The 12,790-nt window shown below is 41.3% G+C and carries 10 protein-coding genes; 4 read left to right on the forward strand and 6 right to left on the reverse strand.

From position 1 onward, the window contains the following. Nucleotides 1-216: 216 nt before the first annotated feature. Genes rpoN through purE form a run of 4 tightly spaced genes read left to right on the forward strand, consistent with a single transcriptional unit; the run spans nt 217 to nt 3,344 of the window. Complete coding sequence (gene rpoN, locus B3317_RS07155; protein WP_291110090.1) at nt 217-1,677, forward strand: RNA polymerase factor sigma-54; 1,461 nt, start codon at nt 217-219, stop codon at nt 1,675-1,677. Beyond that, a complete protein-coding gene (locus B3317_RS07160; RefSeq protein ID WP_291110093.1) occupies nt 1,674-2,426 on the forward strand; it encodes a hypothetical protein in 753 nt (250 codons plus the stop codon). Before rpoN ends, B3317_RS07160 begins: the two co-directional genes overlap by 4 nt. A 26-nt stretch (nt 2,427-2,452) precedes the next feature. Then, nucleotides 2,453-2,833: a glycine cleavage system protein GcvH gene (gene gcvH / locus B3317_RS07165; protein ID WP_291110095.1), complete on the forward strand. Its 381-nt coding sequence runs from the start codon at nt 2,453-2,455 to the stop codon at nt 2,831-2,833. 4 nt (nt 2,834-2,837) lie between these two features. After that, complete coding sequence (gene purE, locus B3317_RS07170; RefSeq protein WP_291110097.1) at nt 2,838-3,344, forward strand: 5-(carboxyamino)imidazole ribonucleotide mutase; 507 nt, start codon at nt 2,838-2,840, stop codon at nt 3,342-3,344. 74 nt (nt 3,345-3,418) lie between these two features. Here the strand turns inward: purE and B3317_RS07175 are convergent, their stop codons facing one another. From B3317_RS07175 to B3317_RS07200, 6 genes are all read right to left on the reverse strand, one after another. Then, complete coding sequence (locus B3317_RS07175; protein ID WP_291110099.1) at nt 3,419-4,120, reverse strand: head GIN domain-containing protein; 702 nt, start codon at nt 4,118-4,120, stop codon at nt 3,419-3,421. 101 nt (nt 4,121-4,221) lie between these two features. Then, nucleotides 4,222-5,511, reverse strand: a complete 1,290-nt coding sequence (locus B3317_RS07180; protein WP_291110101.1) for a hypothetical protein — start codon at nt 5,509-5,511, stop codon at nt 4,222-4,224. Nucleotides 5,512-5,524: 13 nt separating this feature from the next. Continuing rightward, on the reverse strand, nt 5,525-6,067 hold the full coding sequence (locus B3317_RS07185; protein ID WP_291110103.1) for a hypothetical protein: 543 nt from the start codon (nt 6,065-6,067) through the stop codon (nt 5,525-5,527). A 12-nt stretch (nt 6,068-6,079) separates the two neighbouring features. Continuing rightward, complete coding sequence (locus B3317_RS07190) at nt 6,080-6,610, reverse strand: RNA polymerase sigma factor (protein ID WP_291110106.1); 531 nt, start codon at nt 6,608-6,610, stop codon at nt 6,080-6,082. Between the two features lie 431 nt (nt 6,611-7,041). Continuing rightward, complete coding sequence (locus tag B3317_RS07195) at nt 7,042-8,640, reverse strand: SusD/RagB family nutrient-binding outer membrane lipoprotein (RefSeq protein ID WP_291110108.1); 1,599 nt, start codon at nt 8,638-8,640, stop codon at nt 7,042-7,044. 28 nt (nt 8,641-8,668) lie between these two features. Further along, nucleotides 8,669-12,016 (reverse strand): SusC/RagA family TonB-linked outer membrane protein, encoded by a 3,348-nt coding sequence (locus B3317_RS07200; protein ID WP_291110110.1) that lies wholly within the window; start codon nt 12,014-12,016, stop codon nt 8,669-8,671. Nucleotides 12,017-12,790: the final 774 nt, after the last annotated feature.

Raw genomic sequence — 12,790 nt, forward strand, 5'->3', positions numbered from 1 at the left:
AAAAGTTGTCAGATATGTCAGATTTTAACAAAATACCCGGTGCCGTCCTGTATTTCCCTGCATGACCAAAAACTCATAGAGTTGAATGGCTCTGCCCTTCCGGAGTACAAGAGGGAGAACCTTTATAATTCTTATGTTATTCAATAGCTGAACCATTACGTTTAAATATTGTTTTTATTATTATCTTTGTCTTAATAGAATTTTATCAGGTACTTTATGGCTCTAAAACAGTCCTTACAACTCAAGCAGCAGCAGAAGCTTTCACCTCTTCAGATGCAGGTTATTAAATTAACCGAGCTGCCTGTTATTGAGCTGGAAGAGCGAATAAAGCAAGAGCTCGAAGATAATCCGGCTCTTGAAGAAGGTCTTGAAGCGACAGATGACTCATCGGATTTCGATGATGAGTACAATTCGGAAGACGATGGAAATATATCGCAGGAAGATTTGACTTTAGGTGACTACATGAATGAAGAAGAGATTCCTGATTATCAATTGCGGGACAGTAATAGACAAGCTTCCGGTAAACAAGACGAAATACCATTCTCGGTAGCAGCTTCCCTGCACGAATACCTGATAGAGCAATTGGGCGAATGTGAATTGGAAAAGGATGATGAAAAAGTAGCCGAATATATTATTGGAAACATTGATGAAAACGGTTATCTGGACAGGTCTCTTTCTGCAATCTCAGACGACCTTATTTTCCAACAGAACCTGGATATTCCGGTTTCTAAACTCGAAGAAATCCTGAATACGATCCAGGACTTCGAGCCGGCAGGTATAGGCGCCCGGAATCTACAGGAATGTCTCCTTTTGCAATTGACGCGAAAAGAAAAATCAGACAATACGGAATCAGCTATAAAGATAATTTCCGGCTACTTCGAGGAATTCTCCAAAAGGCATTATGATAAAATCATAAGACAACTGGATATTGATGAGACCGGGCTAAAAGGTGCAATACAGGAAATCACTACTCTAAACCCTAAACCGGGGAATAACTGGGGAGATTCCATGTCCATTACGTTGAGTACTATTGTTCCCGATTTTATCATAGAAACATATAACGGTGAACTTCTGTTAAGCATGAATAACCGTAATATCCCCGACCTGAAAGTAAGCCGCGAATATTCCGACCTGCTCAAAGGGTATGCCGATAATAAGGAAAGCATGTCTGCCGATAGCAAGAATGCTGTTTTATTCGTAAAGCAGAAGCTGGATTCCGCCCGTTGGTTCATCGACGCCATCAAACAGAGACAGGATACACTTCAGCGCACTATGCAGGCTATAATGGATATGCAGTACGACTTCTTCCTTACAGGAGACGAAGCCCAGCTAAAACCAATGATACTGAAAGATGTGGCTCAACGTACAGGATACGATATATCCACCATATCACGGGTGAGCAACAGTAAATATGTGCAGACTAATTTCGGGATTTACCCGCTTAAATACTTCTTCTCAGAGTCAATGCAGACTGACACAGGCGAAGAAATTTCTTCCCGTGAAGTGAAAGCCATATTAAAAGAATGTATCGAACACGAAGACAAGAAGAAACCACTTACAGACGACAGGCTTTCAGAGATACTGAAAGAGAAGGGATATATAATTGCCCGCCGTACTGTAGCTAAATACCGGGAACAGATGAACTTGCCTGTTGCCCGATTAAGAAAGGAAATATGATAGAAGAAATAGACAATGTGCCGGAGATAAGAAACAATCCCGCGAATGCCGGGGATGAGTCCGCCTCCGGTAAATCGCCGTTCTCATATGAACCACCAAAAGAAAAAGAGCCACTTCCTGCACGGATAATATCTATTATCCTGCATCCCTTTTTTATGGGAGTGTATGGTGTCTCACTTTTGTTTTTGTATACGGATTTCAGGTTGATCTTTGCCGGGCAGTTTATACAGTTTATCACTCCCGTATTTTTCCTTACATGCGTGATTCCGGCGAGTAGCATATACTTTTTGAGAAAAGCCGGGCTGATAAAAGATTATGACCTGAAAAACAGAAATGACAGGTTGATCCCCTTTGTCGCGGCGTTCTGTTCTTACTGCTTACTGATCTATTACTTTGTATCGGCCGGATTATATGCATGGTTTATCGGTGTGCTGGCTGCACCTCTCGTTCTGATCGTTATAGCTGCCATCACAACTAAATATTGGAAGATCAGCGCACATATGATGGGAATTGGAGGACTGATCGGTTGCACTTTGTCGGTTTGTTACAACGTTAAAGGGCTGAATCCATTCATTTTGTTCATCATTTTGTTTATCTTAGCAGGGTGTTTGGGCGTATCCCGGCTGACGCTTCAACGGCACACTCCGGGACAAGTATATACGGGCTTTTTAGTCGGCCTTGTTGTTTCATACCTGTGTGTACTGATCGGGGCATATTGGGGTGTTATCATGTTTATTAAGAACTTATAATTTATTAATGCATAAATAAAGAAATTATGAATTTTCCTGAAAATCTGAAGTATTCAAAAGATCACGAGTGGATCAAAGTTGACGGTGATAAAGCTGTAGTTGGTATTACAGAATTTGCTCAAAGCGAACTGGGTGAAATCGTTTATGTAGATGTTACTACCGAAGGGGAAACAATCGACAAAGACGGAGTATTCGGCAGTGTAGAAGCTGTAAAGACCGTTTCCGACCTGTTGATGCCCGTATCCGGAGAAGTACTCGAAGTAAATGCCGATCTGGAAGACAAGCCTGAATTGATTAACGAAGATCCATACGGAAAAGGCTGGATTATTAAAATTGCTGTAAGCGATGCCGCCCAGTTGGACAGCTTGCTTTCGGCGGCAGATTACAAAAAACTAATTGGTAAATAATTAAATGAAACCTATCGTAAGTATAATTATGGGAAGTACATCCGATCTTCCCGTAATGGAAAAAGCCGCAAAGTTCTTCGATGAAATGGAGATTCCATTCGAAATAAACGCTTTGTCGGCACACCGTACTCCCGAACGTGTAGAGGCTTTCGCTAAAGCAGCTCACAAACGCGGAATTAAAGTAATTATCGCGGCAGCCGGTATGGCCGCCCATCTCCCGGGTGTTATAGCTTCTATGACATCTATTCCGGTTATCGGAGTGCCTATCGATGCTTCGCTCGACGGAATGGATGCATTGCTGGCTATCGTGCAAATGCCTCCGGGAATACCTGTTGCCACAGTGGGTATCAATGGTTCCCAGAATGCGGCTATCCTTGCCCTGCAAATGATAGCTACGGGAGATGAAGACTTGCATAAGAAACTGATCGCTTACAAAGAAACCTTGAAAAGTAAAATTGAAAAGGCTAATGAAGATTTAGCCAAAGTTCAGTATAAGTTCAAGACGAATTAAGAAGCGGTCTCGTTCGAAGTAAAAGAAAGTAGAGGTGTACTTTCGGGTACACCTCTATTCTTATCACAAATCTATTACTTACTTATGCTACCTCCACCCGACTTGTGGGCATTGATAGTTTCGTATGTCAGTTTCTTGATATCAACATCGGCTCCGCCACTGCAACTAACAGAGATAACCTTCGTCTTTCCCGATAGTTCTACATCGGCTCCGCCACTAACGGAAAGGCTTACTTCATCTGCACTGCCGATATTTATATTTGAATCGCTTCCGCCTGATGCTGCTATCTTGAGCTTATTCGCTCTTAAATCCCTGATATCACAGTCGGAACCTCCGGAGAAAGCAAAATTTGCCTCATTTACATTCAACCGGTCTATCTCTATATCCGCACCGCCTGATGCCGCGATAGACAATGCTCCTTTATTATTCAATTCTTTCGCATTGAAATCCGAACCACCCGATATGGCTATCGCATCTAATGCAGGGGCAGAAACATAAGCATATATCTTTGAGTTTCTTTTAAAACGCTCGCCGTCTTTCCGCTTCAGTTGGAGATTGCCATTGCTTACTATTACTTCAATTTTCGGCATATTCTCCGCATCGGTTTCAATCTCCAATGAGTGCGAGTTGCTTTGGGTAAAATAAATATCTATACCTCCACTTACGGCAATCTTGTTAAATGAACTTACTGGTTTCTTTTCTTTTACAACTTGTGCCGATATACCTAAAGATACCACACAACACACAGCTAACAGGATAATACTTTTTACTTTCATAGTTCTTTCTATTTTTAAGGTCGCAGACCTATTTATTACTTTCGTATCTAAAAACAGCAATAGTATGTATAAATAATATTGCATTAAATACCTTCTTTTGCTTACCTTATATCAATATCTGCATAATTATTAGACACTACTATAGTTGCAGTAGGCGTACCGTTTCCTATCTGGCCTTTTTTAGTTACCTTATTGCTCTTTTCAATGGATTCGGTATATTTTACAGCATACTTTTTCGATATGTTGAGATCTCCGTATACAAGGCTGGCATCGAATGTAGCTGAAATATTCAGCGGAAGGCCTATTGCAACATCGCAGTAACTGCCCTTTACATTTATCGTTTTCACTTTAGGCGACATTCCCTTAATCGTGACATCGCCATAAGAACTGCGAATATCGATATCAGACAACAAGTTATCTATAATTATATCTGCATACATCAGCTGCCCTGTCATACTGCCGATAGTACCTATCTTCATATCACCGTATGAGGAGGATTTAGGAATCACAAGGGTTTGTACGTTATTGAACCGGCAATCGTTATAGTTACCAGACGACTCCACTCTTTTTGCCTTCTCTATTCTGAAATCCGAATAGGACCCTGATATACTAATATCCTGTGCTTCTCCTATTTTCACATCACTATACCGTGCTTTTACAGAAGCAGCCTTATTTAAGGCTTGTGCGGAGAGATCACTGTACGAAAGGTTCGCGTCGAAACTTCCGTTTAGTTTATCCAATTTCACATCGCCATAGTCCAGATTAATATTCAGCGATATATTTTTAGGAACAGCTATTATATAATTAATCTGAGGTTTCGAATTACTCCTGCCGGTATTATTCGTAGTGATGGAAAGAAGCTTATTGCTTGTTGCAATATTACATGAAGCGGATTGATCCCTCTTATCGAAATATTGTATCTCCAGATCTATCTGACTCGAATTTGATTCCTTTACTATTATATTTCCGTATTTATGGAAGAATTCGATCTCGGATATATTCGAAAAGCTCTTCTTTTCTATACGGGTAGGTGTACCTTCAGCACGTTGCCTGGTTCCCTTACTATCATAACTAAAGGCATAAGCGGTGTATCCTTTCCCGTCAACATTGAGATTTCTGAGACTTGACTTCGCCGTTTTAATACCCTCTTTTGCAGCGTTCATAGCCAGTGCAGTGATAGAGTCTGTATTTATATTGATGTTGAAGTCGTTTAATTCCATAAACTGGCTTGAGTCTATGTCTATTCCATCCAATACCTTATCTAAATCGAGATTCAGTTTCTTTTTGAATACTTTGACAGAGTCCTGAGGCTGATTACCTGCGCTTTCATTCGCAAATGTATGAAAGAGGGTAAGGCAACATAAAAACGTTAATAATATATTCTTCTTCATCGTGTGTACATTTTTAGCATTTTGTGTATTTACCTAATTTTTCGTTTATACTTTCCAGTTTTTGTATATTTATTTTATAGTGTTTCACCAGATAGCGTATTGCCATTTCCTGATTCTCATTTTTTGACATCTCATCCACAAAGGCTGTATTGTTGCTCATTATCTTCTCTATATCACGAGTCAGCTGTGCCTGATTTTCGGTATCGGTATAGGCCAGTTTGCACATGATATCCGCAATCTGCTCCTCCATCTGCTGATTATAGTAATCGTTTGTCGCCCTGAATTCATCAGTTGCTATGGAACTTTCAGTTGGCGGGGCCACTTCTATGCTTTGCGGCGCGTAAAATCTGACCACTACTCCAATTAATATCGCAATGGATGCAGCAATAGAGATAAAGCTTATCAGTTTTACTCTTTTAGTAGGCTTCTTTTCAGCTTCCTGAATCTCGGTTTGCCTGTTAAGCAATGCTTCGAATCGCGCCATATGACCTACCGAAGGCTCTTTATCGTCAAATAGTTCTCTATTCTTTTCTATGTATTCTTTTCTATCTTTCATCTCTCTCTCCTTTCAGATAAGTTCGATTAATCTTTGTTTTGCTCTCATATATTGTATACGGGCCGTACCCGATGCTATGTTTAGTATTTCAGCGATCTCTTCATGGTCATAACCCTCTATCAGATACAAATTTATAACCAGACGGCTCGATTCCGGTAATTTATCTATAGCTGATTTCACCTGACCTACTTTCTCCATTATTTGCTCCCAATCGGCATTATCGTCCGTGTCGGCAATGTCATAATTCATATTATCATGCAACTCTGTCATCTCCATGTTTCTCCTCCTCAGCCTGTCAATGGACGTGTTAATAGCTATTCGCACCAGCCAGGCCTCGAAAGGAACAGAGTCATTGTAATTATCCAGTCCTGAAAAAACTTTCAGAAAAGCATCCTGCATCGTATCTTCAGCCTCGGCAGAGTCACGGAGTATGCGAAAGCATGTGTTGTAAACCCTTTTGTAAAAGGTTGTATACATCTGCATTTGCGCCCTGCGTTCGCCTTTCCTGCACTGCTCGATTATACCTGAGTCGAAACTTATCATTTACTAATCCTGTTACCCTTTCTATTTAGGCCTCATATCTGTTTACTGACGTCCTAAGCATAATAACAACTGATAGTTAACTCTGCTGAATATGGCATTAAACACTTTCCTTTAATTATATGTACGCAATAAAAAAAGAAGTGTTACAAATGAACAGATTTTTTTTTAAGAAAAATGAGAATTCTTTATGTTATTCTTTTTGTATAAAACATGACACAATATCAGTTATTAACTGACTGCTGTTACACGCTAACTCCGAACATTATGTAAATACCTTATATTTACACTATTATCAACAGTGTAAAAAAAATAAAAACTCCAGACCTAATAAAGATCTGGAGTTTTTCAGTGTCTTAAATTTAATGTTTGTGTGAACCCACTATATAACTTAAGATTATTTCTAAATTTCAGAGCATTTGCAATCTATCGTATTATTTCGCCCAAAACAATTTTATATAGGCATTATCTGTTCCACCCATAGCCTGTATCTGTGCATCATAATTTTTTGCGTTATTACTTCTCTCGGAATCCGGATAACGAACCCGGAAAGGTAATGTTTTCAATAATTGAGCCGACTGATCTTCCGGATAATATAACTGAGGGTATCCTGTACGACGCACTTCATTCCAAGCCTGGAACGGCTGCATATAACCAAAATTCAGCCATTTCTGAGTAATGATAGCTTCTTCTTTGTTAGAGGCGGCATTCCATACTTTTTCTGCATAAGCCTTAATAACCGACTCTGCCGGCATGTCCATCTTTGTCCCGTCTTTGCTCGGACTAATTGCGTTCTCTTCGAAATAGAACTGTGCGGAGTGTAGAATCCCGTCAACAAAAGCCGCTTTTGCATCGCCGCTGGCCCATCCTTTCTGATACGCTTCTGCTTTCAGAAAGTCTACTTCAGCTGCCGTGAAGATCGGACTTATAAACTGTGTATTGTACATCACTGTAGTAGAGTCGATACGCGAATATACGCGCTCTGATTCCGGCTTCGCGGTGTTTACTTCTTGTTCGGCATACGTTTCGTGAGTAGACAGCCCTTTATATTCTCCTGCCGCGTTCTTGGAATACATGATAGGCAGGCGCGGGTCTTTTTCTCCCGAAACGGCGTTTGTTAATGCATCTAACATGGCTTGTGATGCACGGCTCTGGTCAATATAGCCTGTCCGAAGATCATCCGGATTGAAAAAAACTCCGGTGTCTTTATCATTGGAATCCAGTTTAATAGTTTCGTTCAGACTGGATACGAGGGGATAGCCACCACCCAGGATTTCAGCTATCACCTGCTTCCCTTTGGCAGATAAGTCTCCTTGTGAAGCCACCCGTACGGCAAGGCGCAGGCGAAGCGAATTACAATACCTTTCCCATTTATCCAGATCGCCGTAATTGATGAAATCCTGGATAGGCAGAGATGCAGAGGCTTGCTTGTCCAAATTATTTTTTAAATTATGTATATCTGTATAAAGTTCGCCCAGACGGTCGAGCATCGTAGTATATATGTCCGTAGCCTTATCATATGCCGGATAGCTGCCGGCCACATCACCGGTAATGGCAAGAAATCCGGCCTCTTTGAACGGCGCGTCGCCGAAAGTATCCACTATCTGCGATAAATGATCGTAAACAAATACTTCGGACAAATTCTTGAATATTCTATATGTATCTTTTTCGCTGTCGCTTAACCCTTCATAGACATTCTGAAGTACACGAAATTGGGTCAGTGTATTATAGAAATGTACCCAACGGTCGTTAGCGTAGCTGTCGTTAGCCGAATAAAGGGAGCCTTGCGAATTCATAAACCCGAGTGTCTGGGCATACTTCCCCGTAACAGTATTATCCCAAGTGTACATACGCCAATAGGAGTTAAAAGTATATGTCCGTCCTGTATAAAACACTCCCGTCATCAGTTTGTCGCAGTATGCCTTGGTAGTCAATTTCGGATCAGGATATTTATCCGAATACTCGCTGTCGGCGCAGGAATAAAATGTAAGCGCCGCAACCAATACAATGAGAAATAAATATATTTTTTTCATATTGTTCCTTTTTTTATTAATTAAAAAACTAGAAGCTGGCTCGTAACGAAATACCTACCGAACGGGTTGTCGTAGTAGAACCGCCCAGGCTGGTCTGTGTTATCCAATTTGTACCGTCGGCTGCTTCGGCATCCAGCATCGGCATGTTCTTGTAAACATAGAACAGGTTGCGTCCAAATACGGATACCATCAAACTCTTACACTTGACTTTGGAAAGTACAGACTTCGGAAGATTATAACCTATTGACAATTCGCGACATTTTACATAGGTATTATCAAATACGCCATGAGAATAATAAGTTACATCCGTAGGATCATAACCGCCCCAGTTGTAAGTCCAATATGCCAACTTATCACCCGGAATCATCGTCGTATTAGCGCTTCCATCCGCTTTAACACCTTGCAATATCACACCGTTATCATAAATCCGCTCTCCGTTAGGGCCTGCAGAACCTGTGAAAGGAACTACATTACGATTGGCATCGAAGTAATAGGTCAGCCCTTTACCTTCTCCATCATGATAATCCAGGCTTTCTTTAATCGCTCCCTGTCCCATCATATACTGGTAAGGCATATTCATTACCGCACCGCCTATGCGGTAATCGAACGAAGCATCGAGCACGAAATTCTTATATGAGAAAGTAGTAGCGAAACCTCCGACCATCTTCGGCATGGCATTTCCCACTTTAACCGGTTTATCGGTCAGTTGATAGAAACCATCTTCACGGATAATATAATTACCTTTATCATCTTGTTTAGGCGCCAAAGCATATATATCTCCGGCCGGTTCTCCTAACTTTGAATAGAGGTACGCGGAACCATTATCCCAGTTTGTATGTGTCATCTGGTCGATACCTTCCGCCAGCCTGACCACGGTATTTTTGTTCCATGCAAAATTGGCGCGCACATCCCATCTCAGGTCACGTGTCAGAACCGGCGTACCGTACAGGGAAAGTTCAACTCCTCTGTTCTTCATGTCGCCGATATTCATCTTGAGACTTGTAGCACCGGAAGACGCAGGCATGGTCGCCTCCAAAATCATATCCTGTATTTTATTCGTATAATAAGAAAGCTCGAAACCTAAGCGATTGTTGAAGAATTTACTTTCCAATCCAAATTCCCACTCGAATTTCTTCTCGTTGCGGAGGTTGTAATTGCCCACTGCAGGGTCGACACTATTATATATCCATCCGGCAACTGACTTTTGCGTATAAGCCTGAGCAGCGTAATATGCCGGTGGAGGATTACCCACAACGCCGTAAGACGCACGGATCTTTCCATAATCGTACCACGAAGGCATTTTATCCTTAAATAATTCGGAGTACAATATACTTCCACTCGCGGATGGGAAATAAAATACATTCTTCTTGGGTGCCAGCGTGGAAACTTTTTCCTGACGGAGTGTTCCTTCCAGATAAGCCCAGTTGTTGTACGACAGGTTTAATGTTCCGAAATACGCGGTCTTCAACAGGCTCATTTTAGTCATATCCGAAGATTTCGAAGCATTGCTGGCATTCAGGTGAAACCAGTTTTCTACCGAGAGGCCTTCATTGGTATTCGCCCAAGTGTCGAATTCATTTTCCGTACGTCCCTGCCAGCCGACCATAGCGTTCATGCCCAACTTATCTGTCAGGTTGGTTTCATAATTCAACATAATGTCACCGTAGAAAATCTCGTAGCGATTGTTACGCGCCATATAGTATCCTACATTTTTGTTGATCATAGGAGAGTTGCTTGCCTGTTCTTTTTGCTCGATCTTTTCGGCAGTATAATCCGTCGCTATACGCCCTTTCAGGGTAAGACCCTTTACTATTTGCCAGCTTGGAGTAACATTTGCCAACAAGCGGTTGGTATTTTTAAGATATTCCTTACTCAGGATATTCCAGAAATATTCCTCCACCAATGCATAAGGAGCCGGAGTCCATTCGAATCCTTCATCCGGAGTAAGTTGATTAGCTTCATCAGAATAAATCCGGTTCAGGTATCCCAAACTTGTTCTTGTATGCTCGCGCAGGTACTTAACGTCATCGAAAGGCCCTGCCATACCGCCAAAGTTAGTCAATGTACGGCTGAGGCGGTAAGGCGGATTTTTTTGATCCTGTATTATATAATTAACACCGTAACCGACTGAAATATTTTTCGTTACGTTATAATTACCTGTCAGGTTAAAATTATGCTTATGAAACGTGGAATTATACTGCGTAGGCAAATTGTCTAGATAAGTATAAGAAAAGCGGAGATTGCCCTTTTCAGTAGCGTTTGTAACAGCCAGGTTGTATTGTTGGGTAAAGCCTGTACGGAATGTTTCCGACCACGGATTATCATTTATCGGAGAGTATTTGCGTACTGTTCCGTCATAATAGAGCACATCTTTACCATCGTATTTCGGCCCCCAATACCTTGTCGTTGAAGACGCTCTTCTGTGGTTTACGCCATGTCTGTCATCCCAGCCATTAATCCTCCATCCTTCTTCATCGAGTCCGTTTGCCGCAGTGCGTTGATACCCATTAACTCCCGGGCCATATTTAGTCTGATATTGGGGCATATAAGCCACCGGGTCCCATGTCAGACTGGCATTGAAGTCCACGCCCAAGCCCGTAGAACCCTTACCTGTTTTGGTCGTAATCATCACAACACCGTTGGTCGCCTCCGAACCATACAAGGCAGAGGCCGCGGCACCTTTCAGTATAGACAGGCTTTCAATATCCTCGGGATTGATATCTGCCAAACCATTAGACGATATCCGCTGATTATCCCAGTAACCGCTCAGATTGGCATCACCGTTATGGATAGGTACACCATCCACCACGACCAGGGGCATATTGGTCAGGTTCAGGGAATTCAGACCGCGGATTTTAATGGAAATAGCACCCGCCATACCGCCCGGGGCTGTCTGGATACGCACACCGGCTGCTTTTCCATAAAGAGCGGAACCTAAAGTAGGCGCAGCTGCTTTCGTTAAATCGCCTGCACTTATTGTACTAACCGAATAGCCCAGCGCTTTCGATTCTTTTCTAATACCCAAAGCTGTTACTACAACTTCATCCAGCTGAAGGGCGTCCTCCTGAAGGGCCACATCAATTACCGATGAGGTTACAGTTACTTCCTGTGACTTATAACCGACAAAGGAAAAGACCAATACCGAATTTGTACCTGCCGATATAGTATATTTCCCATCTACGTCCGTCAAGGTACCATTAGTCGTTCCTTTCACGGTGACACTTGCTCCAATAATAGGCTCATTATTTGTGTCTTTAACGACACCCCTTACTGTTTGAGCCTGAGCAAAGGCATGAGAGCATAATAAGATACCGCACAATAGCAGTACTTTAAATATACTCTTACTAATTCTGTTTTCTTTTAAGTAAACATTCATAATAAAAAAATTTGAGGTTACCCATTAATAATAATAAAGAAGAAATTACCGGATAAATCGTTTCTGAATCTGTAAAATCTGTATCTGCCCTAAACATAACGACACGACGCAACTGACCTCCTACCTTCTGAATGGAATACAGAAGACAAGGTCTTTTTTATCATATATATACATAGTAAAAAACCCGAATAGTAATAATTCGAGTTGTATATCTTTAGGTAAGACTTGATTACTCTCTCTCTCTCTCTCTCTCTAGTTTATTTGCGCACAAAAACAAATCTAAAATGTTAAATTTTAAAGGGTTAACGTTTTCGATATGTAATCGATTAACTGTTATTTCTAATTGTGAAACACAAGATGTGAAACAGTTCATCCCTCATTCTTATTTTTTAGGTTTAATTCACGAATACAAATATACAAGTTAAATATAATTAAAAATGATAAATTATCGACAATTTACTAGCACTATTTCGACATAAGTTCTCTACTCAAAATTATCCCCGGTTTCATCGGATTACAGATCCGGAAGATCGGGGGGTAAACACCTTATATACAACCGGATTGCAAGTCACTGTCTTTTTCAAAAGGTAACAGATATATCAGTGAACAGTCAGCAGTTAACGATATCACATTTTATTATGCCGGATAACGAAGCATCTCTTTTCTTCAGGCATGCCGGGAACCCTCCCTCCGGACGGAAACAACCTTCGGCGAGCCGATGACATGCGGCAATAAATTATCCGGATTACTTAAAATTCAAAAAATCTACAAAAT

The sequence above is a fragment of the Dysgonomonas sp. UBA7710 genome (assembly GCF_002482385.1).
In the GTDB taxonomy this organism is placed as follows: domain Bacteria; phylum Bacteroidota; class Bacteroidia; order Bacteroidales; family Dysgonomonadaceae; genus Dysgonomonas.